Annotated in this window: 22 protein-coding genes, 1 tRNA gene and 1 pseudogene; 14 read left to right on the forward strand and 10 right to left on the reverse strand. The window is 68.2% G+C overall.

The features are described 5' to 3' along the window. Positions 1-27 precede the first annotated feature (27 nt). Positions 28-681: a TetR/AcrR family transcriptional regulator gene (locus tag PGN14_RS07960; RefSeq protein ID WP_335298948.1), complete on the forward strand. Its 654-nt coding sequence runs from the start codon at positions 28-30 to the stop codon at positions 679-681. Here the strand turns inward: PGN14_RS07960 and PGN14_RS07965 are convergent. Next, positions 678-1,748, reverse strand: a complete 1,071-nt coding sequence (locus PGN14_RS07965; RefSeq protein WP_335298949.1) for a GNAT family N-acetyltransferase — start codon at positions 1,746-1,748, stop codon at positions 678-680. The two genes, PGN14_RS07960 and PGN14_RS07965, sit on opposite strands and share 4 nt — an antisense overlap. A 71-nt stretch (positions 1,749-1,819) precedes the next feature. Between PGN14_RS07965 and PGN14_RS07970 the strand changes: the two genes are divergently transcribed. Together PGN14_RS07970 and PGN14_RS07975 are read left to right on the forward strand one after the other, a co-directional pair. Next, positions 1,820-2,269, forward strand: coding sequence for a DUF2721 domain-containing protein (locus PGN14_RS07970; protein ID WP_335298950.1), 450 nt, complete (start codon positions 1,820-1,822; stop codon positions 2,267-2,269). A gap of 92 nt (positions 2,270-2,361) precedes the next feature. Further along, positions 2,362-3,246, forward strand: a complete 885-nt coding sequence (locus PGN14_RS07975; protein WP_335298951.1) for an FkbM family methyltransferase — start codon at positions 2,362-2,364, stop codon at positions 3,244-3,246. Positions 3,247-3,286: 40 nt separating this feature from the next. Here PGN14_RS07975 and hslU read toward each other — a convergent pair whose 3' ends face one another. Then, on the reverse strand, positions 3,287-4,585 hold the full coding sequence (gene hslU / locus PGN14_RS07980; protein WP_335298952.1) for an ATP-dependent protease ATPase subunit HslU: 1,299 nt from the start codon (positions 4,583-4,585) through the stop codon (positions 3,287-3,289). Positions 4,586-4,712: 127 nt separating this feature from the next. Beyond that, the gene (hslV, locus tag PGN14_RS07985) at positions 4,713-5,255 is read right to left on the reverse strand and encodes an ATP-dependent protease subunit HslV (RefSeq protein ID WP_443019480.1); all 543 of its coding nucleotides are present in this window, start codon (positions 5,253-5,255) and stop codon (positions 4,713-4,715) included. Between the two features lie 163 nt (positions 5,256-5,418). Here hslV and PGN14_RS07990 point away from each other — a divergent pair, with 163 nt between their 5' ends. After that, positions 5,419-5,607, forward strand: coding sequence for a hypothetical protein (locus PGN14_RS07990; RefSeq protein WP_335298954.1), 189 nt, complete (start codon positions 5,419-5,421; stop codon positions 5,605-5,607). A 126-nt stretch (positions 5,608-5,733) separates the two neighbouring features. Here PGN14_RS07990 and PGN14_RS07995 read toward each other — a convergent pair whose 3' ends face one another. The 5 genes from PGN14_RS07995 to folE are packed head-to-tail and all read right to left on the reverse strand — an operon-like array spanning position 5,734 to position 8,456. After that, positions 5,734-6,141, reverse strand: a complete 408-nt coding sequence (locus PGN14_RS07995) for a holin family protein (RefSeq protein ID WP_335298955.1) — start codon at positions 6,139-6,141, stop codon at positions 5,734-5,736. A gap of 14 nt (positions 6,142-6,155) precedes the next feature. After that, entirely contained in the window at positions 6,156-6,692 is a 537-nt protein-coding gene (locus tag PGN14_RS08000) for a glycoside hydrolase family 108 protein (protein ID WP_335298956.1), read from the reverse strand. Positions 6,693-6,731: 39 nt separating this feature from the next. Further along, positions 6,732-7,091 carry a dihydroneopterin aldolase gene (locus tag PGN14_RS08005; protein ID WP_335298958.1) on the reverse strand — a complete coding sequence of 120 codons (360 nt, stop codon included), beginning with the start codon at positions 7,089-7,091 and terminating at the stop codon, positions 6,732-6,734. Next, complete coding sequence (locus tag PGN14_RS08010) at positions 7,084-7,815, reverse strand: SDR family oxidoreductase (protein ID WP_335299194.1); 732 nt, start codon at positions 7,813-7,815, stop codon at positions 7,084-7,086. Before PGN14_RS08010 ends, PGN14_RS08005 begins: the two co-directional genes overlap by 8 nt. A gap of 5 nt (positions 7,816-7,820) precedes the next feature. Beyond that, a complete protein-coding gene (gene folE / locus PGN14_RS08015) occupies positions 7,821-8,456 on the reverse strand; it encodes a GTP cyclohydrolase I FolE (RefSeq protein WP_335298959.1) in 636 nt (211 codons plus the stop codon). A gap of 210 nt (positions 8,457-8,666) precedes the next feature. Between folE and PGN14_RS08020 the strand changes: the two genes are divergently transcribed. From PGN14_RS08020 to PGN14_RS08035, 4 genes are all read left to right on the forward strand, one after another. Then, positions 8,667-11,678: a TonB-dependent receptor gene (locus PGN14_RS08020; protein WP_335298960.1), complete on the forward strand. Its 3,012-nt coding sequence runs from the start codon at positions 8,667-8,669 to the stop codon at positions 11,676-11,678. 69 nt (positions 11,679-11,747) lie between these two features. Further along, positions 11,748-11,954, forward strand: coding sequence for a DUF2945 domain-containing protein (locus tag PGN14_RS08025; protein WP_335298961.1), 207 nt, complete (start codon positions 11,748-11,750; stop codon positions 11,952-11,954). 47 nt (positions 11,955-12,001) lie between these two features. Continuing rightward, positions 12,002-12,283 (forward strand): SWIB/MDM2 domain-containing protein, encoded by a 282-nt coding sequence (locus PGN14_RS08030; RefSeq protein WP_335298962.1) that lies wholly within the window; start codon positions 12,002-12,004, stop codon positions 12,281-12,283. A 168-nt stretch (positions 12,284-12,451) separates the two neighbouring features. Next, positions 12,452-12,528, forward strand: a tRNA-Arg gene (locus tag PGN14_RS08035). Between the two features lie 59 nt (positions 12,529-12,587). Here PGN14_RS08035 and PGN14_RS08040 read toward each other — a convergent pair. Continuing rightward, positions 12,588-13,154 carry a CAP domain-containing protein gene (locus PGN14_RS08040; protein ID WP_335298963.1) on the reverse strand — a complete coding sequence of 189 codons (567 nt, stop codon included), beginning with the start codon at positions 13,152-13,154 and terminating at the stop codon, positions 12,588-12,590. Positions 13,155-13,175: 21 nt separating this feature from the next. On the opposite strand from PGN14_RS08040, the gene hemW reads away from it, so the two are divergent. Then, entirely contained in the window at positions 13,176-14,345 is a 1,170-nt protein-coding gene (gene hemW / locus PGN14_RS08045; protein ID WP_335299195.1) for a radical SAM family heme chaperone HemW, read from the forward strand. A gap of 153 nt (positions 14,346-14,498) precedes the next feature. On the opposite strand, the gene PGN14_RS08050 is transcribed toward hemW, so the two are convergent. Beyond that, complete coding sequence (locus PGN14_RS08050) at positions 14,499-15,689, reverse strand: penicillin-binding protein activator (RefSeq protein ID WP_335298965.1); 1,191 nt, start codon at positions 15,687-15,689, stop codon at positions 14,499-14,501. Between PGN14_RS08050 and rsmI the strand changes: the two are divergent. From rsmI to PGN14_RS08075, 5 genes and pseudogenes are all read left to right on the forward strand, one after another. Further along, positions 15,688-16,531: pseudogene (gene rsmI / locus PGN14_RS08055) on the forward strand (16S rRNA (cytidine(1402)-2'-O)-methyltransferase). The gene PGN14_RS08050 and the pseudogene rsmI sit on opposite strands and share 2 nt — an antisense overlap. Before the next feature lie 93 nt (positions 16,532-16,624). After that, on the forward strand, positions 16,625-17,434 hold the full coding sequence (locus tag PGN14_RS08060; RefSeq protein WP_335298966.1) for a DUF6454 family protein: 810 nt from the start codon (positions 16,625-16,627) through the stop codon (positions 17,432-17,434). Positions 17,435-17,477: 43 nt separating this feature from the next. Further along, positions 17,478-17,858: a YraN family protein gene (locus PGN14_RS08065; protein WP_335299196.1), complete on the forward strand. Its 381-nt coding sequence runs from the start codon at positions 17,478-17,480 to the stop codon at positions 17,856-17,858. Between the two features lie 32 nt (positions 17,859-17,890). Next, a complete protein-coding gene (gene gshB, locus PGN14_RS08070) occupies positions 17,891-18,856 on the forward strand; it encodes a glutathione synthase (RefSeq protein ID WP_335298967.1) in 966 nt (321 codons plus the stop codon). Between the two features lie 268 nt (positions 18,857-19,124). Beyond that, complete coding sequence (locus tag PGN14_RS08075) at positions 19,125-19,724, forward strand: DedA family protein (protein ID WP_335298969.1); 600 nt, start codon at positions 19,125-19,127, stop codon at positions 19,722-19,724. The last annotated feature ends 1 nt before the right edge of the window (position 19,725 follow it).

A 19,725-nucleotide genomic window follows, 5' to 3' on the forward strand; every position in this document is an offset into this window, starting at 1 on the left:
GCGCAGATTCGCCGATGCTGGACGGCCATGATCGCCCTTCCTCCCCCCGCCGCCTCCCGTGGCGGCACGACCCGCCACGAATTGAAGCGCGCCGCCCGCCGGCTGTTCGCCGAGCGCGGCATCGCCGCGGTGGGGATGCGCGAGGTGGTGGAGGCCGCGGGACAGCGCAACGCGGCCGCGGTCCATTATTATTTCGGCAGCAAGGACGACCTGCTGCGCGAACTGCTGATCGACGGCGCCGACCAGATCGACGCGCGGCGCGGCGCGCTGATCGACGCGGCGGAGGCCAAGGGCGCGGCGATGACGCTGCGCGACTTGGTAGCCGCCACGATCCTGCCGGGGCTGGAGCTGAGCCGGACGACGGGCGAGTCGGAAACCTATTTCCGCTTCATCGTCAACGTGCAGAACGAACGTCGCGAGCTGTTCCGCGCGACGGTGCCGGAACATTCGGACAGTTATCGCCGCTATATGGAGCATGTCCACGCGCTGCTGGCGCCGCTGCCCGGGGCGCTGGTCAAGCAGCGCATCCTGTTCGCCGGGCTGACCGGGCAGACGCTGCTCGCCGCGCGCGAGGCGGCGCTCGACCGCTCCGATACCGGCGACCACCATTTCTGGAGCCGCCCGGAGGCGCTGGCGGGGATGATCGACGCGGTCGAGGCGATCCTGGCGAACCCGCGCTAGTCGCCGCGCCGACGCACCGCCCTCAAGCATCGCGCCACCAGGCCCGGCCTTACCAGCACCCAGTCGCGCAGCATCGCCCCCTCCCGCGCGCCGATCACCCGCTTGTAGCCGCTGTCGCCCATGCCCCAGTCGACGCGCTCGACACCGCGCTCCAGCGCCTGCACCAGATTGCGATAATAGAGCAGCTTGCCCGGCGAATGCTTCGCCACCGCCGGCGCATAGCTGTTGGCGATCGCATGTTTCAGCGTGCCGACGTCGAGGTCGAACGAGAAGGCGCTCGGCACGCCGTCGATCGTCAGGATCGCGGCGTGGAACATGCGCGCCAGCACCGGGTCCTGCGCCGCCGCACGGAAGAAGGCGCCATGGCCGTAGGCGGTGAACTTCGTATCGCGTCCGTCGGTACGATCCGCCAGCCAGCTCGTCTTCTCCACCTGCGCCATCGCGTCGAACGCCTCGGGCCAGCCCGCCCCGGTGACGAAGCGCCAGTCGAGCGCGCCATGCGCCGCCAGATGCTTTTCGTGGAACCGGTTCTTCTTCAGCGTCGAGCTGCGCGGCCACGTCCCCGCCGCGCGCGCCGCCACCATGTCGAGCCGATAGCCGGTCCCCACGATGCGGCTGATCGTCGCCCAGCCGCCCGCCCGCGCGCGCGCCAGCAGCCGCACCATCACCGCATCGTCATCCGCCACCGGCCCGATGCGCAGCGCGCGTACCTCTCGCGCGGCGACCACCAACAGCGCATCGATCGCGGCGTCGCTGGCCGCCTGCGCCATCACCGGCGCACGGAACGGCCAGTAACAGCCCGGCACCATCGCGAGGCGCGCCCGGCGCGGGCCGGCCGCCACCAGCGGCAGCGCCACGGACGGCACCGCCGCCCCCTCGGTCGCGACGATTGTCCGCGCTGCACCGCCATAGGCCGCCACCGCCGCCGCATACCATTGCCGGCGCAGGAAATGGTGCGTGGCGGGCGCGGCCGCCGCCACCGCGTCGATCGCCTCGGGCAGTCCCGGCAGGCAGCGCGCCTGCGCGCCTGCCGCCTCGGCCGGTTCTTCGAAGCGCTGGACGATCATTCTGCCGCCGTAGCAACAGTTTGTTACCAGGCTGTTGTGGACGCGCGCCCACGGCGTCAGACAATGGCGCGATGAGCTACGCGCCCGCCCTGCCGACCATCGTCGATGCGATCCACGCCTCCGTCAGCCCGGTGTTCATGCTGACCGGCATCGGGGCGCTGCTCAACGTGCTGGCGGGGCGGTTGTCGCGCGTGGTCGACCGCGCCCGCGACCGGGAGGATCGGCATGCCGCGCTCGCGCCGGGCGACCGTGCGCAGGTGGTCTGGGAATTGCGGTTGCTGGCGCGGCGGATGGGGATCATCAACGTCGCGCTCTTCCTGGCGGTGGCCAGCGCGGTCGCGACCTGCACCGTCGTCGCGCTGCTGTTCGTCGGCGCGCTCACCCACTTTCGCGTCGGCCAGCTGGTGGCGGTCGCCTTCATCGCCGCCACGACCTTGCTGATCGCCGCCTTCACCGGCTTCCTGATCGAAGTCCGCCTGTCGATCCGCGCGATCCGCATCCGCGACGATCTGCTGCGATAGCGCCATTCGATAACCCATGTCAGCATCGTTGATGGACGATGCTGGTACGGTCGCGGCGCGACACATTCGCCTGTAGATCCGGGGGGCCGATCATGGGACTTTTCGATAGCGCGATCATCAAGGTACAGGATACGTTCTCCGCCGCGCCGCTCAACCGCCGGGTCGCGGTCGGCGATACCATCTACACCATCCCGCTCCGCGGCGAACTGAGCAAGGAACACCTCGCCAGCTACGAGGAATATTTCGAACGGATGATCGGCTTCATCCTTCGCCGCCGCGCGGGCACGTTCGCCGATGTCGGCGTGAACGTCGGCCAGATCCTGCTGAAGGTCAAAAGCATGGATCCGTCGCGCCCCTATATCGGCTTCGAACCCTCGCTCGCCTGTGTCGCCTATGTGGACGAGGTGATCCGCATCAACGCGCTCAGCGACTGCACCATCGTCCCGCTCGCGCTCAGCGACCGGCGGGGCACGATGACCTTCCATTACTCCACCGGCGCCGATCCTCAGGCGACCATGATCGACGGGTTCTGGACCGCGCAGAACGCGCGCAAGCTCGAAAAGACGATTTTCGTGGAGCGGGGCGACGATGTCGTGCGCAGCATCACCGCCGACCGGATCGCGATCCTGAAGGTCGATGTCGAGGGTGGCGAGCTGGAGGTGCTGTCCGGCTTCACCGGCATCCTGCAAGAGGATCGCCCGATCGTCTTGGTCGAGGTGCTGCCGTACCTCACCAACTACAGCGGCCCCGAAACCGAGACGATGGCCTTTCGCGAGCGCCGCTGCCGGACGTTGATGGAGACGTTCGCGGCGTCCGGCTACACGCCGTTCCGCATCCTGCCGGGAATGACGATCGAACCCGTCGATCATTTCGGCGCGGAGCGCTTCGTCGCGGAGATGACCAACTACATCATCCTGCCGGATGAGGAGGTCGAAACGTTTCGCGCCAGCCTGACTCAGGCCGAACCGGTCGCCTGACGGCAGGGCGGTCCCCACGGACCGCCCCCCTTCCCCGCACCTACAGCACGAACCGGCTGAGGTCGGAATTGCGCGCGATGCCCGACAGCTGCTGCTCGACATAGGCGGCATCGACCATCAGCGCCTGGCCCTGCCGGTCCTCCGCGTCGAAGCTCACCTCCTCCAGCAGCTTCTCCATCACGGTCTGCAAGCGACGCGCGCCGATATTCTCGATCTCGCCGTTCACCTCCGCCGCGATCTTCGCCACCGCGCGGATGCCGTCCTCGGTGAAGCTGACCTCGACGCCCTCGGTCGCGATCAGCGCCTTGTACTGCGCCGGCAGCGATGCCTTGGTATCCGACAGGATCGCGACGAAATCGTCCTCGGTCAGCCCCTTCAGCTCGACCCGGATCGGCAGGCGTCCCTGCAATTCGGGCAGCAGGTCGCTCGGCTTGGCGACATGGAAGGCGCCGCTGGCGATGAACAGGATATGGTCGGTCTTCATCGGCCCATATTTGGTCGCTACCGTCGTGCCCTCGATCAGCGGCAGCAGGTCGCGCTGCACGCCCTCGCGGCTGACCGAGCCGCCGCGCACGTCGCTGACCGCGATCTTGTCGATCTCGTCGAGGAAGACGATCCCGTTGGCCTCCGCATCCGCCAGCGCGACGCGGCTCACCTCGTCCTGATCCAGCCTTTTGTCGGCCTCCTCCTCGACCAGTTTCTCCCACGCCGACGGTACCAGCAGGCGGCGGCGCTGCTTCGGCCCGCCGCCGAACGCCTTGCCCATCATCTCGGAGATGTTGATCATCCCCACCGAACCGCCGCCCGGCAGGTCGAACGGCATCTGCGGCGCCTGTTGCAGCTCCAGCTCGACTTCCTTGTCGGCCAGATGCCCCTCGTGGAAGCGGGCGCGGAAACTGTCGCGCGTCGCCTGGCTCGCATCCTTGCCGACCAGCGCATCGAGCAGCCGGTCCATTGCCGCGGCCTCCGCCTTGTCCTTCACCGCGGCGCGACGGCGCTCCTTCTCCAGCCGCACCGCTTCCTCGACCAGATCGCGCGCGATCTGCTCCACGTCGCGTCCGACATAGCCGACCTCGGTGAACTTGGTCGCCTCCACCTTCACGAAGGGCGCATCGGCCAGCTTGGCGAGGCGGCGGCTGATCTCGGTCTTGCCGCACCCGGTCGGGCCGATCATCAGGATGTTCTTGGGCGTCACCTCGTCACGCAGGTCGCCCGACAGCTGCTGCCGCCGCCAGCGGTTGCGCAGCGCCACCGCCACCGCCCGCTTCGCGTCCCGCTGCCCGATGATATGCGCGTCCAGCGCCGCCACGATCGCCTTGGGGGTAAGATTGTCGTTCATTCTTCTCTACTTCTTGGAAAAGCCCCTCCCCTTCAGGGGAGGGGTTGGGGTGGCGCAGTCACACGTCACAGAAGCTGGTCTCGGTGAGACCTCCCCCACCCCCTACCCCTCCCCTGAAGGGGAGGGGCTAGTTGCTCTCCAGCGTCTCCACGGTCAGCCGATCGTTGGTATAGACGCACACCTCCGCCGCGATCCCCATCGCCTTGCGGCAGATCGTCTCGGCATCCTGCTCATAGTCCACCAGCGCGCGCGCCGCGGCGAGCGCGTAATTGCCGCCCGATCCGATCGCCGCGACGCCGGCCTCCGGCTCCAGCACGTCGCCGTTGCCGGTCAGGATCAGCGTCGTCTCGCGGTCGGCGACGATCATCATCGCCTCCAGGTTGCGCAGATATTTGTCGGTGCGCCAGTCCTTGGCCAGCTCCACCGCGGCGCGCATCAGGTGCCCGCCATGCCGCTCCAGCTTCGCTTCCAGCCGCTCGAACAGCGTGAAGGCGTCCGCGGTCGCGCCCGCAAAACCGCCGATCACCTTGCCGTCGGCACCCAGCCGACGGACCTTCCTCGCATTGGGCTTCATCACGATCTGGCCCATGGAAACCTGGCCGTCGCCCGCGACGACCACCTTGCCGCCGCGTCGTACCGAAAGGATGGTGGTGCCATGCCAGACCGGCATGGAATGTGGATCGTTCCCGCTCATGCCGCGCGATATGGGGCGTGCCCCCTCGGTCCGGCAAGCCCATCGCATGCTGCGCCGCACCTGACGCAAACTTATGACGCAGACGATGGAACTCTTAACGCTCCCGCGTCATAGGGGCGTTGGAGAGTGAGTGGCGTAGATGATTACCGACAAGGACCGTCTGTATTTCCAGTTTCGCGCCGAAGCGGAACTGAAGCTGGCCGCCGAGGCGGAGGACCCCGCGGTCTGCCGCGCGCATTACGAGATGGCGACGCAATATCTGGACGCCGCACATGGCGCCCATATGCGCGTGCCGCCCGATCCCCAGCGGCTGACGCGACACGGCTAAACGGGCTCCCTCTCCCCTCCGGGGAGAGGGCTGGGGTGAGGGGCAGGTGTCTCACCGAGACGAACCTCTCTGCGAGACCCCAACCCCTCACCCAACCCTCTCCCCAAAGGGGAGAGGGCCAGAAGCCTAGCGTCCCTTCGCCTTCCCCCACTCCCTCGCCACCGTGTACCCCAGATACCCCGTCCCAAAGAGCGCGTAGAGCGGCTCCGGTATCCCCGCCAGGTACGCGTTCATTCCCCGCCCGATCGCCAGCGCCATCTCCGGCTGCACCGCGGCGATCAGCCCCATCGGGATGCTCCACAGCAGCAGCGCGTACATGACATAGAGGAAGCTCGGCCGCGCCCGGCTGGTCCACGGATCGGTCGACCCCGCCTCCGCCAGCACCGCCGCCATCTGCGTGCGCACGCGCTCCATCTCCTGCGTCCCCTCCAGTCGCAGCAGTTCCAGCTTCGCCGCCTCGCGCGCCTTGGGGTCGGGGATGATCTTGTCGAGCAGCCCCGCGATCGGCCCGACGATCCCGTCGATCAATGCCATCGTCCGCCCTCCCCTCAGCCGACCCGGCCGGCGAGCCAGCCGTACAGGAACGCCTCGTTGGCGGGCCGCTGTTCGGCGAGCGTCAGATAGCGTTCGCCCTGCAACGCCTCGACCGCCTTCAGCAGCACCTCCTCCCCCGCTTCACCGCGCGTCGCCAGGAAGCGGTCGAGCGCGGCCAGCGTCTGCATGCCGATGCGCCCGTCGAGCACCACGTCGGCGTAATCCCGCGCGCCGCGGTTCAGCGCGTTGAGCGCACGTTGCAGGAACCCCGCCGCCACCGCCGGCCCCATGTTCACCCCGGTATCGAACAATTCGGCGGCGAGTCGCGGCGCGCGCTCCGCCACCCGGTCCCATCCCGGCCGCACCCAATAGACGCGGCGATAGATCGCCACCGCCGCCGGCCGTGCGAACAGCCGCATGTCGCCGTGATAGCCGTTGGCGCGCGCCACCGCCTCGGTGATGCCGAACCGCGTCGCGCCCCCGCGGTCGGCGGGATGGTGGACATAGCCGCCCTCGCGGTCGATCACCGCATCGATCAGATCGTCGATCATGTTCCCTCCATTGGATTGGAGCGGAACATAGGCAGAACATCAACGTGTAGGACAGCGCTCCCGAACGATTTCGCACCCGACGGCGGCATCCGGGAAGATGTCCGGCTTGGCCGAGCGCACCCGTACCCGGGCGACTCGCGCATCCGCGAGGCACAAGGCGGCAATCGCCTCCACCAGCGTCTCCTGCAATGCGAAACCCTCGGCGGCCAGTGCCAGGATGCCGTCGCGCACCCCGTCGTAATCCAGCACTTCGTCGATCGAATCGGCCGCGGGCGGCCGCGCATAATCGACCGTCATCCAGACGGACACCAGCACCCGCTGCGGCACCGCCTCATGCGGGTGGATGCCCAGCCGCATCGACACCGACAGATCTTTCAGGATGATCGTGAATTCAGCCATCGTCGCGCCCGTCGAACATCACGTCGCGGTCGCTCTTCACGAAGCGCTGCCCGCAATCGACGAACAGATTCTGCCCCGTCACGCTGCGCGCCTCCAGCAGATAGACGACCGCCTGCGCCACCGCCGCCGCGCCGACCGGTCGCTCCAGCAAATTCATACGGCCCGTCCGCGCGAACTCGTCGTCGCTCTGGTCCCCGCTCGGCAGCGTCAGCCCCGGCGACACCGCGTTGACGCGCACCCGCGGCGCGAACGCCTGCGCCATCAGCACCGTCGCCGTCTCCAGCGCCGCCTTGCTGAGCGTATAGGAGAAGAAGTCGGGATTGGGGTTCGCCAGCTTCTGGTCGAGCAGGTTGACCACCGCCCCCTCGCCGCCCTGCGCCGCCAGCGCCGCGGTCAGCAGCGCGGGCGCCACCGTATTCACCGCATGCAGCCGCGCCGCCAGCGCCGGGTCGATCGCGCCGGGACGGTCGAACGCGAACAGCGACGCGCTGTTGACCAGCCCCTCCACCGCCCCGTCCGCCCGCGCCGCCGCGAACAGAGCGCGCACCGCCTCCGCATCGGACAGGTCGCCCTGTACCACCGACCCGCCGACCTCGCGCGCCAGCGCCTCCGCTTCCGCGCGCGAGCGACCGCAATGGATCACCGGCATGTGTCCCGCCGCGGCGACCGCGCGCACGATCGCCGCGCCCAGCCGCTTCGCGCCTCCCGTCACCAGCACGCGCATCACGGCTACCCCTTGTTGCCCAGCCCCATCAGCGACAGCACTTCCTTGCGGCTGCGATCGTCGTCGCGGAACACGCCCATCATGCGGCTGGTCACCATGCCGACGCCGGGTGTGCGCACGCCGCGCGCGGTCATGCACGCGTGGCTCGCCTCGATCACCACTGCGACGCCCTGCGGCTTCAACCCGTGCCAGATGCAATCGGCCACCTCCGCGGTCAGCCGCTCCTGCACCTGCAACCGCCGCGCATAGGCGTGGAGCACGCGCGCCAGCTTGGAGATGCCGACGACATGGTCCTTGGGCAGATAGGCGATGTGCGCCTTGCCGATGATCGGCGCCATGTGATGTTCGCAATGCGACTGGAACGGAATGTCCTTCAGCAGCACGATCTCGTCATAGCCGCCGACCTCCTCGAACACGCGCGACAGATGATGCGACGGATCGTCGGCATAGCCCACGCAATATTCCCGCCACGCCCGCGCCACGCGCTTGGGCGTGTCGAGCAGCCCCTCGCGCGTCGGATCGTCGCCGGCCCAGCGGATCAGCGTGCGGACGGCGTCGGCCACCTCGTCGGGCACCGCGACCTTGCCCTGCTCCGCCACCAGATCGCCGTCCTCCGGCGTGTGTCCCGTCAATTCCGTCATCGTGTCCCCACCTTGCGATCCTGCCGCAGCGCAGCATGACCGATGTTCGATTCCGAATATGGTGCAATTGTGCCACTAACCGCACCCACCGCACAAAAGCTGCGCAAAATCGTTTGACGAACGAAATTTTCGGTCGCTACCTTCCATACCGCATCATCAAACGCCGACAGACCGACGACAGATCGGATGCGGCTTGCGGAGGGGATGTCCATGAAGAAGTTCGACCTGTTGTGCGCGTCCGCCATCAGCCTGCTGGCGGCCGCGCCCGCCGCCGCCCAGACCCGGGCCACCACCAGCGCGCCGGCGAGTGCCCCGGCGCAGGGCGTATCGAGCAATGACACGTCTGGCTACGCCCCGGATATCGTCATCACCGCCCAGCGCCAGTCCCAGACGCTGCAGGAGGTGCCGATCGCGGTCAGCGCCTTCTCGGCCGCGGCGCTGGAAAGCCAGCAGATCGACAACGCTTCGGACCTTCAGCTCACCCTTCCTAACATCACGTTTTCGAAGGGGAATTTCACGGGGGCCAGCTTTACGATCCGCGGCATCGGCGACCTGTGCGTCGGCATCTCGTGCGATGCCGCCACCGCGATCCACACCAACGGCTCGCCGCTGGTTGCGACCCGCATCTTCGAAACGGAATATTTCGATCTGGAGCGCGTCGAGGTGCTGCGCGGTCCGCAGGGCACGCTGTTCGGCCGCAGTGCGACCTCGGGCGTCATCAACGTCATCACCGCCAAGGCACAGACTGACGCGATCCATGCATCCGGCGAGGCCGAATACGGCAATTACGACTCGATCCGCCTGAAGGGCATGCTCAACCTGCCGATCACGGAAACGCTCGCGGTTCGCGTCGCCGGCTTCTACCTCAACCGCGACGGCTATACGAAGAACGTTTACAACAACACGCGCATCGACGGGCGCAACATGTATGCCATTCGCGGCTCGCTGCGGTGGGAGCCGTCGCTCGACACCACCGTCGACATCATGGGCTATTACTTCAAGGAGGACGACGATCGCCTCCGCATCCAGAAGCAACAGTGCCAGACCGACTCGACCGGCGTCCTGGGCTGCTTGAACCAGCGTCGCGACAATGGCCGCACGAACACCAATTCCACCTTCTCCAGCACGCTGAGCAGCCGCGAGTTCCTCGCGATCAACACGAAGAGCGCCGCCGTGGGTGGCCTGCTCGGGCTCGGCAGCCTGTATGGGCCGGACGTCTATGCGGGATCGCCGATCCTGAACGATCCGCGCGAGGTCAGCACCGCCTTCACCCCGACCTACAAGACCGACGAATTGCAGATACAGGGGCGCATCGAGCACAATTTCGGCTCGATCAAGGCGCAGCTGACCGGCATCTATCAGGAGAATTCGGTCGATTCGTCGCAGGACTATAACCTGGGCGTCCAGAATCGCGCGATCATCCAGCCCGGCCTGAACGGCCTCGCCGCGGCCGCCGCGGGCCTCGTCCCCGGCCTGCCGGCCTCCTATTTCGCACCGATCGCCGCGGCGGTGATCCCCAACGGCCCGACCGGCGACATCTGCACCTCGTTGCCCGAGCAGAGTGGCCTGGGCTCCTATGGCGGCTTCAAGCGGTGCGGTCCGGTCCCGGCCGCGTTCGACCGATCGGTGCAGAAGGTGAAGTCGTGGTCGGCCGAGGCGATCGTATCGTCCGACTTCGACGGTCCGTTCAACTTCCTGCTCGGCGGCATCTATCTCGACGCCCGCGTGCGAGACGGCGATTATTACGTCAACGCATCGTCGATCGACTATCTCGTCGGGGTGCTGGGAAGCTTCACCGCACTGGGCAACCCCGCGTCCCAAGGCGGGCCGCTGCCCCCCTCCTTCCTGGGAACGCCGTTCTTCCGGAATGCGACGCCCTATTTCGGCCTGAAATCCTACGGCATCTTCGGCGAGACGTATTTCGACTTCAACGACAAGCTCAAGCTGACGCTTGGTCTGCGCTACAACAATGACAAGAAGTCGTTGCAGGCACGCTCCACCCTTGCCAGCTTCCTGGTGCCCTATACCCAGACGGGCAGTGCCTTCTCGTCGCCCTATGTCGGAAGCTACGATGCCGATCCGGCCACGGCAGGCGTGCAGAGCTTCGCCTTCCGCAATCGGACGTTCGACGCGCTGACCGGGCGTGCGGTACTCGACTTCAAGATCGACGATGACCACCTGCTCTACGCGTCCTATTCGCGCGGCTACAAGTCCGGCGGCTTCAATCCGCCGCTCCAGGTGCCGGGGCTGACCGTTCCCGATTCCTTCGTTCCCGAGAAGATCGACGCGTTCGAGATCGGATCGAAGAACACCTTCGACAATGGTCGCTTCACGCTGAACCTCACGGGCTTCTATTATAAGTACAAGGGGCTTCAGCTCAGCCGCATCGTGGCGCGCACGTCGATCAACGACAATATCGATGCCGATATCTGGGGTGTCGAAGCGGAATCGGTCTTCCGGCCGGGCCAGGGCGTCGCCGTCAACATGGGCGCCAGCTATCTGCACACGAAGGTGACGTCCAACACGCTGTTCATCAATCAGCGCGATCCGTCGGGCGGCAACCCCAATACCGTCATCATCAAGGACATCACCAACGCCTCCAACTGCGTCGTTCGCGCCAACGCTGGCGGCGCTGCGGTCGCGCAGGCATTCGTCTCGGCGGTGAACAACGGCATCAACGCATCGGCCGGGCTGGATGCCACCAACGGCCTGCGCGGCCCGACCGCCTTCTCCAGCGATGCCAATCTCGGCGCCTCGTCCGGCGCGTTCAGCATCTGCTCGGCGCTCACCGCCGCCGCCGCGAACACCGCCCTCGTTCCCGCTGGGGCGATCTCGGTCGTGGAAGGCATTGGCGTCAGCCTGGCCGGCAACCAGCTGCCGCAGGCACCGGTTGTCAAATTCTCCGCCGGCATCCAGAAGACGATCGACTTCTCGAACGGCATGTCGCTCGTCCCGCGCTTCGACGTGACCTACACCGGCGAAAGCTACGGCAACATCTTCAACGGACCGATCAACAAGGTTCAGGGGTATGAAGTCGTCAACGCGCAGCTCCAGTTCAATGGAGCGCAGGATCGCTGGTTCGTGCGCGGCTTCGTCCAGAATTTGTTCGACAACAACGCCACCACCGGCCTGTACCTGACCGATCAGTCGTCGGGCCTGTTCACCAACATCTTCACGCTGGAACCCCGCCGCTACGGCATCGCCGCCGGGTTCAAGTTCTGACGCGCTGAGGCAACCATTCGCCGCTCCCGCCGATTGATCGGGCTCGATCTTTCGCAAAGGAGCGGCGACATGGCAGGCGATCTGAAGAAGGGTGACGAGGTGACGTGGAAGTCGCATGGCGGCACTGCCCACGGCACCGTGGAGAAGAAGCTGACCGGCGACACCACGATCAAGGGGCACAAGGTGCGGGCGTCGAAGGACGATCCGCAATTTCTGGTAGAGAGTGACAACGGCGGAAAGGCGGCGCACAAGCGCACTGCGCTCAAGAAGGCGTGATTCCGTGAGGAGCCGGCCCGTCGGTCGGCGCAACAGGAAGGAATGCAATGGCTACCAAGACCAAGGCCGACGCGGCTGCCCCCAAGACCGGTGGCATCCACGCCCCCGTTCAGCCCTCGGCTGAGCTGGGTGCGGTCGTCGGCAACGAGAAGCTGCCGCGCAGCCAGGTCATCAGCAAGGTGTGGGACTATATCAAGTCGAACAACCTGCAGAACCCGGAGAACAAGCGCGAGATCCTCGCCGACGACAAGCTGAAGAAGGTCTTCGGCAAGGACAAGGTCACGATGTTCGAGATGAACAAGTACATTTCGCAGCACGTCAAGGCCTGACGATATTCGCCGATCCGCCTGCGACCGTCACCGGGCGCGGCGGATCGGCCGCCGGGCGGTGCGCGACATCTCGCGCACCGCTCCGCGTCGCCGATGCCACCGGCGGCCGACGACGACCGGCCTTGCCGATTGATTCGCGCCGGCGCACCCTCTACGCACCGCTCGCGTGCCCCCGTAGCTCAGCAGGATAGAGCGACGGTTTCCTAAACCGCAGGTCGTGAGTTCGAATCTCGCCGGGGGCACCAGCTTCCCCGCGGTTTACACGCCGTCGTCGCGCGGGTCATTCGCCGACCGCGATAATCGATCAGAATGCGGTCTGCCCCACCACATTGCCGGGCGGCAGATAGCGGCACACCAGGAAGTCGTCCTCGCGCCCGCTCGCGGTCGCGCAGCCGACCCGCTTCGTGTCGCGCCATACAATCTGGACATAATGCGCCACGCCGCCCCAATCGCGCGACCGCGACGATCCGGGCACCGCGCGGTTCACGAAATCGCGCTGCTCGTCGACCCACAATTGCACCATCTCGTCATAGCGATAGGCGCCGCGCGTGCCGGTGAAGAGATTCTCTCCCTCGCGTCCCGGTCCCTGCGGTTGTTCGGCATGCGCGAACCGCCCGGTTTGCGCCATTTCGCGCGCATACTCCTGTGCCGAGGCCGCCAGCGCATCGTCCCATACCAGCGGCGGCACGCCCACCGCCGCCCGCGCGCGGTTGTGGCCATCCAGCATCGCAGCGCGCAGCAGCGCCTCGCCGCGCGCCGCCGGTGCGGCGTCGACCCGCGGCTCCACCACCCGCGGCGGGCCGGCATCGACGGAACATGCCCCGAGGAGGAGCGCGAGGGCGGCGGCGACGGCATGGCGTTTCGGGCGCATCGCCGCCATATCGGCGCGGCGATGCCCGCCGACAATATCCCCCCCGCCCCGTCCGACGAACCGCTGGCACTCTACGTCCACTGGCCGTTCTGCGTGTCCAAATGCCCCTATTGCGACTTCAACAGCCATGTTCGCGAGCAGGTCGACCAGCAGCGCTGGCGCGACGCGCTCCTTGCCGATCTCGCGCATGAAGCCGCCTTGCTGCCCGGGCGCCGGCTGGGGTCGATCTTCTTCGGCGGCGGCACGCCCTCGCTGATGCCGCCCGCCACCGTCGCCGCGATCATCGACGCGGCGACCGCCGCCTGGACCCCCGACGGCGATGTCGAGATCACGCTGGAGGCCAATCCGTCCTCGGTCGAGGCGGCGCGCTTCGCCGACATCGCCGCCGCCGGGGTCAATCGCGTGTCGCTCGGGTTGCAGGCGCTGGACGACGCCGCGCTCCATTTCCTCGGCCGCGCGCATGACGTGCGCGAAGGGCTCGGCGCGCTCGACGTTGCGCAAGGCGCGTTCGCGCGCGTCAGCATTGACCTGATCTACGCACGCCCCGGCCAGTCGCCGGCGGCGTGGCAGGCCGAACTGGCGCGCGCGCTCGCCCTCGGCACCGAGCATCTGTCGCTGTACCAGCTGACGATCGAGCCGGGCACGCGCTTCGCGACCGAGGCGGCGGCGGGGCGGCTGACGATCCCGGACGGCGATGCCGCCGCCGACCTGTTCGACCTCACCCGCACGATGACCGCGGCGGCGGATCGCCCGGCCTATGAAATTTCCAACCACGCCCGCCCCGGCGCGGAGAGCCGCCACAATCTCGCTTACTGGCGCTACCGCGACTATGCCGGGATCGGTCCGGGCGCGCACGGCCGCCGCCACGCACTCGCCAGCGTCCGCCGCCGCAAGCCGGAGAACTGGCTCGCCGCGGTCGACCGCAACGCGCACGGCATCGAGAGCGAGGAACCGCTCGCGCCGCAGACGCGCGCCGCGGAGGCGTTGCTGATGGGGCTGCGGCTGGCGGAGGGCGTCGACCTGACGCGCATCGCCGCGCGTACCGGCCTGCCGGTCGACGAACTGGTGGATGAGCGGGCGATCGCCGCGCTGCCCGGGCTGATCGCACGCGACGGCGACCGGCTGTGCGTCAGCGAGGCGGGGATGATCCTGCTCGACGCGATCCTGCCGCGTGTGGTGAAGGTGGGGTGACGATTGACAAAGCCCCCTCCCCTCCGGGGAAAGGGTTTGGGGGAGGGGTGCGTGCTCGTCATACGGGTACGGCTCGCGCAACCGCAGCCGTACACCCGGACGCTGCCCCTCCCCCCACCCCCTCCCCGATGGGGAGGGGGCTTCGCCAATGATCTACCGCCGGAACTCGCTCGGCGCGGGCGACACCGTCACCGTCGTGTTGCCGCGCACCTCCTGCACTTCCAGCATCCGCTCCGCGACGCCGTCACGGCCGAAGCGGAACGCGCCGTCGATGCCGGCGAACCCGTCCGCATCGCGCAGCTTGCTCTCCGGGAAGGCGCTTCCCGGCCGCCAGTCGCGCGCGATCCGCACCACCAGCAGCACCGAATCGTACCCCAGGCTCGACAGCCGATAGGGCGACGCGCCGAAACGCGTGCGGTAATTGCGCGCATATTGGCGGTACAGGTTGTTGGGCACGCTCGCGAACCACGCGCCGTTCAGCGCCGCGGCGCCCGCGACATTGTTGTCGGAGTTCCACAATTCGGTGCCCAGCACCTGCGTCGAGGGCGACGCACGACGCAGCAGCGGCACCGCCGCATTGGCGGGCGTCGCGCCGTCCGCGATCAGCACCGCGCCGAACGGCGCATCCTTCGCCATCCGCTGCACCGCGCCCGCGATCGCCCCGCTGCCACGGTCGTAGGTCTGGAGCGAGACGACGCGCCCGCCCGTCTGCTCGACCGCGCGCAGGAAGGCGGTCGACGCGCGGCTGCCGTACAGCGCATTGGGCACCAGCCCGCCGAAATTGCTGATCCCCTTGCCCGCGGCATAGCTCACCACGCGCTCGATCGCCTGCGCGGGCGCATAGCCCAGCACATAGGCGCCGTTCCCCGCCACGCTGACGTCGTTGGAGAAGGACAGCACCGGCACGTTCGCGGCGCGCGCAATCGGCGCCACCGCGCGCACGTCGTCCGCCAGCAGCGGTCCCAGGATCAGTTGCGCCCCCTCCGCCAGCGCCTTGCGCGCCGCCGCCGCGGCGCCCGTGGCGGTATCGTAATTGGTGACGCGCACCTGCTGGTTCTTCGTATCCAGCAGCGCCAGCTGCGTCGCATTGGCCAGGCTGCGCCCGACACCCGCGTTGCTGCCCGACAGCGGCACCAGCAGCGCGACGCGGTTGCGTGCGACGTCGCGCGGCAGCCCCTGCGCCACGTCGGGCGTCGTCACCCGCGGCGGCGGCGGTGCCCGGTCGACGCTCTGCTGCACCGGCCCGCGCGGGACCACCGTCGAACACGCCGCCAGCAACATCGCCCCCGCCAGCGTGACCAGCCGGGAAATGACCCGTTGCGGCCGTGCGTTCGCCTCTGCCATGACACCTCCCGTGAACTCTCTTGCCCCCGGCCTCTATATCGTCGCCACCCCGATCGGCAATCTCGGCGACCTGTCGCCGCGTGCCGCCGAGATATTGGCGCAAGCCGATGTTATCGCGGTGGAAGATACCCGCGTTACCGCCGGCCTGCTACGCCATATCGGCGTCAAGCGCCCGATGACGCCGTATCACGACCACAATGCCGCGCACGTCCGCCCGCAATTGATCGCGCGCATGGCGGGCGAGGCGGTGGCGCTGGTCAGCGACGCCGGCACGCCGCTGATCTCCGACCCGGGCTTCAAGCTGGTGCGCGAGGCGCGCGCGGCGGGCCATGCGGTGGTGACGATCCCCGGCCCGTGCGCGGCGGGTGGCGGCGCTGACGCTCGCCGGGCTGCCGACCGATCGCTTCCTGTTCATGGGCTTCCTGCCGTCGAAGGAACACGCCCGGGCCGAGGTGATCGCGGAGGTCGCCGCGGTGCGCGCCACGCTGGTCTTCTACGAATCCGGTCCCCGCCTCGCCGCCTGCCTGTCCGCCCTCGCCACCGGCCTGGGCGATCGCGAGGCGGCGGTCACGCGCGAGATCACCAAGAAGTTCGAGGAAGCGGTGACCGGCACCCTCTCCTCGCTCGCAGCCCGCTATGCCGAGGCACCGCCCAAGGGCGAGATCGTCGTGGTGGTCGCACCCCCTGATCCCCCCGCCCCCGCGAGCGAGGCGGATGCCGACACCGCGCTGCGCGAGGCGCTGACCCGCCTCCCCGCGTCCAAGGCGGCCGGCGAGGTGGCCAGGGCGCTCGGCCTCGACCGCAAGGCGCTCTATGCGCGGGCGCTGGAGATGAAGGGCTGAACGGCCCCACAACACCAAACGGCAACAAAACCTCCGCCGCGCTGACACGAAACACCGCCATGGCGACCGCGACTTCGTTGGGAAGGGGACCCGATGTTTCGCCGCTCGCTTCGCCCGGTGCTGATCGCGCTGCTGTTCCTGCTGCCGGACTTCTCGACCGCCGCCTCCTCCGCGCGCCCGGACGGGATCGAGGCGGCGCGCCTGCTCGACACGCTGCACCTCGATGGCGAGCTGTTCCATGTCCAGGGGCTGGCGATGACCGCCACGCGCATCTGGGTGACCTCGGTCGATCGCGGTAGTAGGCGCGGCTATCTGCATGAATTCGAGCGATCGACCGGACGCTTCCTGCGCCGGCTGGAGCTGACCGATGGCGCGCGATACCACCCCGGCGGGATCTCCGTTGCCGGCGGATCGATCTGGATCCCGGTCGCGGAGATGCGGCCGGACAGTTCCGCCGATCTGGTCCAGATCGATGCCGACACGTTCCGCATCCGCCGCCGCGTGTCCTTCCCCGATCACCTCGGCTGCGTCGCGATCGCGGGCGATCGGCTGATCGCGGGAAACTGGGACAGCCGGCTGTTCTACGTCTTCGACCTGACGGGGCAACAACGCACCCGCGTCGTCCGCAACCCGTCGGCCACCCATTATCAGGACATGAAGTTCGTCGACGGCGTGCTGGTCGCCGGGGGCGATCGCGGCCTGTTCAGCGGCACCGTCGACTGGATCGACTGGCCGTCGATGACGGTCGCGCGCACGCTGCGCGCCGGTGCGATCGGGCCGGTGCGCCCCTTCGGCCGCGGCGGCCCCTATACCGGAGAGGGCATGACGATCGAGGGACGCGACCTGTACGTCGTGCCCGAAGACGGGCCGAGCCGCGTGTTCCGCTTCCGACTGGATGCGTGACGCGGCCTTGCCCCGCGCTGCGGGTGCCGCCATCCTCGCGGCGATGCGTCCCCCCGCTCCCCGCCCCGCCGCCGCCCGCGTCGCCGCCGAAGCCGCCGGCCGTCGCGGCGAGCGGATCGCCGCCTGGTGGCTGCGCCTCAAGGGCTGGCGCATCCTCGACCGCCGCGTCCGCACGCCTGCGGGCGAGGTGGACCTGATCGCGAAGCGCGGCGACCTCATCGCCTTCGTCGAGGTGAAGGCGCGGCGCACCGCGGCCGAGCTGGACCATGCCATCGACCAGCGCCGGCTGGCGCGCGTCGCGGCCGCGGCGGAGGTGCTGATGCCGCGCTACGCCACGAACGGAGAGGATATCCGCGTCGACGTCCTGCTGCTGGCACCCGGCACGCGCCCGCGGCATATCGAGAATGCGTGGATCGGCTACTGACACGCGGCCACCCGCCGCCTACATCCCCGCGCATGACCCAGCCGCTGACCGTCGCCGTCCAGATGGACCCGCTCGCCTCGATCAACATCGCGGGCGATTCCACCTTCGCGCTGATGCTGTCGGCGCAGGCGCGCGGCCATCGCCTGTTCCATTACGCGGCGGAGGATCTCAACTGGTCCGACGGGCGCCTGTGGACGAAGGCGCATCCGGTCACCGTCCAGCGCGTCGTCGGCGATCATTTCGCGTTCGGCGATCCCGTCGCGCTCGATCTCGGCGCGGAGGCGGATGTCGTGCTGATGCGGCAGGACCCGCCCTTCGACCTCGGCTATATCACCGCCACGCACCTGCTGGAGCGCATCGCCGACCGCACGTTGGTGGTCAACGATCCCGCCAGCGTCCGCAACGCACCGGAGAAGGTGTTCGTCCTCGATTACGCCCGCTTCATGCCGCCGACTTTGGTCACGCGCTCGCTGGACGAGGCGCGCGCGTTCCTGAAGCAGCATGGCGCGATCGTGGTGAAGCCGCTCCACGGCAACGGCGGCAAGGCGATCTTCCGCGTCGGTCCGGAGGGAGAAAATCTCTCTGCGTTGATCGAGGTGTTCAACCAGACGTGGCGCGAGCCGCACATGGTGCAGGCGTTCCTTCCCGGCGTGGCGAAGGGCGACAAGCGCATCGTGCTGGTCGATGGCGAGGTGGCGGGCGCGATCAACCGCCTGCCGGGAGAGGGCGAGATCCGCAGCAACCTGGCGGTCGGCGGCTCCGCGCAGAAGACCGAACTCACCGACCGCGAGCGCGAGATATGCGCCGAACTCGGCCCCGAGCTGAAGCGTCGCGGGCTGATCTTCGTCGGCATCGACGTGATCGGCGGCGAATGGCTGACCGAGATCAACGTCACCTCCCCCACCGGGATCGTCGCGATCGAGCGGTTCGACGGCACCGACGTCGCCGGGCTGATCTGGGATGCGATCGACCGCAGGCTGGCGGAACGCGCCGCCTGACGGATGGGTTGAGGGGCGACATGACCGTCGCGCGCCCTTCTTCCACCTCGGTTCGTGCCGAGGAGGCATCAAGCGACGTCGAGAGGCATTCTCAAAGCATAGGCGTGACATGCCGTTCCCACCCCACCCCCGTTCGTGCTGAGGAGGCATTGAGCTTGTCGAAATGCCGTCTCGAAGCACAAGCGCGGCGCGTACCCTTCGAGACGGGTCCTCGACAGGCTCGGCCCCTCCTCAGGGCGAACGGGGGGGTGGTGATCCCGAGCATGACATGACCGACTTCATCGTCAACTGGATCGTCTGGGGAGGCTATGTCGGCATCTTCCTGCTGATGGCGCTGGAGAATGTCGTGCCGCCCATCCCGTCGGAGGTCATCATGGGCCTGGGCGGGATCGCGGTCGCGCGCGGGCAGATGGACATGACCCCGCTGCTGCTGTGGGGCACCGCGGGCACCACCGCGGGCAACGTCTTCTGGTACGAGATCGGCCGCCGCCTCGGCTACGCCCGCTTCCGCCCTTTCGTCGAGCGCCACGGCCGCTGGCTGACGATGGAATGGGAGGATGTCGAGCATCTGCGCACCTTCTTCCACCGCCATGGCGGCTGGGTCATCTTCGTCTTCCGCTTCATGCCGACGTTCCGCACGCTCATCTCGCTGCCCGCCGGCATGGCGCGGATGCCGGTGTGGCGCTTCCTGCTGATGACCTTCCTGGGCAGCATCATCTGGAACGGCGTGCTGGCGGGGGCGGGCTTCTATCTCGGCACGCGCTACGCCGACCTCGACCGCTATGTCGGCCCGGCCGGGATCGCGCTGACCGTGCTGGCGATCGGCTATTACCTCTATCGCGTCGTCACCTGGACCCCGCGCGACTGAC

The organism is Sphingomonas adhaesiva (assembly GCF_036946305.1).
In the GTDB taxonomy this organism is placed as follows: Bacteria; Pseudomonadota; Alphaproteobacteria; order Sphingomonadales; family Sphingomonadaceae; genus Sphingomonas; species Sphingomonas adhaesiva_B.

Bases quoted from the DNA above. Each gene is read 5' to 3' on its own strand.
- PGN14_RS07960 (WP_335298948.1), top strand. From the start codon at position 28: ATGATCGCCCTTCCTCCCCCCGCCGCCTCCCGTGGCGGCACGACCCGC.
- PGN14_RS08050 (WP_335298965.1), bottom strand. From the start codon at position 15,689: ATGGCAGAGGCGAACGCACGGCCGCAACGGGTCATTTCCCGGCTGGTC.
- PGN14_RS07990 (WP_335298954.1), top strand. From the start codon at position 5,419: ATGATTACCGACAAGGACCGTCTGTATTTCCAGTTTCGCGCCGAAGCG.
- PGN14_RS08000 (WP_335298956.1), bottom strand. From the start codon at position 6,692: ATGATCGACGATCTGATCGATGCGGTGATCGACCGCGAGGGCGGCTAT.
- PGN14_RS07970 (WP_335298950.1), top strand. From the start codon at position 1,820: ATGAGCTACGCGCCCGCCCTGCCGACCATCGTCGATGCGATCCACGCC.
- hslU (WP_335298952.1), bottom strand. From the start codon at position 4,585: ATGAACGACAATCTTACCCCCAAGGCGATCGTGGCGGCGCTGGACGCG.
- gshB (WP_335298967.1), top strand. From the start codon at position 17,891: ATGACCCAGCCGCTGACCGTCGCCGTCCAGATGGACCCGCTCGCCTCG.
- hemW (WP_335299195.1), top strand. From the start codon at position 13,176: ATGCCCGCCGACAATATCCCCCCCGCCCCGTCCGACGAACCGCTGGCA.
- PGN14_RS08030 (WP_335298962.1), top strand. From the start codon at position 12,002: ATGGCTACCAAGACCAAGGCCGACGCGGCTGCCCCCAAGACCGGTGGC.
- hslV (WP_443019480.1), bottom strand. From the start codon at position 5,255: ATGCCGGTCTGGCATGGCACCACCATCCTTTCGGTACGACGCGGCGGC.
- PGN14_RS07965 (WP_335298949.1), bottom strand. From the start codon at position 1,748: ATGATCGTCCAGCGCTTCGAAGAACCGGCCGAGGCGGCAGGCGCGCAG.
- PGN14_RS08065 (WP_335299196.1), top strand. From the start codon at position 17,478: ATGCGTCCCCCCGCTCCCCGCCCCGCCGCCGCCCGCGTCGCCGCCGAA.
- PGN14_RS08025 (WP_335298961.1), top strand. From the start codon at position 11,748: ATGGCAGGCGATCTGAAGAAGGGTGACGAGGTGACGTGGAAGTCGCAT.
- PGN14_RS08075 (WP_335298969.1), top strand. From the start codon at position 19,125: ATGACCGACTTCATCGTCAACTGGATCGTCTGGGGAGGCTATGTCGGC.
- PGN14_RS08010 (WP_335299194.1), bottom strand. From the start codon at position 7,815: ATGCGCGTGCTGGTGACGGGAGGCGCGAAGCGGCTGGGCGCGGCGATC.
- PGN14_RS07995 (WP_335298955.1), bottom strand. From the start codon at position 6,141: ATGGCATTGATCGACGGGATCGTCGGGCCGATCGCGGGGCTGCTCGAC.
- PGN14_RS08060 (WP_335298966.1), top strand. From the start codon at position 16,625: ATGTTTCGCCGCTCGCTTCGCCCGGTGCTGATCGCGCTGCTGTTCCTG.
- PGN14_RS08020 (WP_335298960.1), top strand. From the start codon at position 8,667: ATGAAGAAGTTCGACCTGTTGTGCGCGTCCGCCATCAGCCTGCTGGCG.
- PGN14_RS08005 (WP_335298958.1), bottom strand. From the start codon at position 7,091: ATGGCTGAATTCACGATCATCCTGAAAGATCTGTCGGTGTCGATGCGG.
- PGN14_RS07975 (WP_335298951.1), top strand. From the start codon at position 2,362: ATGGGACTTTTCGATAGCGCGATCATCAAGGTACAGGATACGTTCTCC.
- folE (WP_335298959.1), bottom strand. From the start codon at position 8,456: ATGACGGAATTGACGGGACACACGCCGGAGGACGGCGATCTGGTGGCG.
- PGN14_RS08040 (WP_335298963.1), bottom strand. From the start codon at position 13,154: ATGCGCCCGAAACGCCATGCCGTCGCCGCCGCCCTCGCGCTCCTCCTC.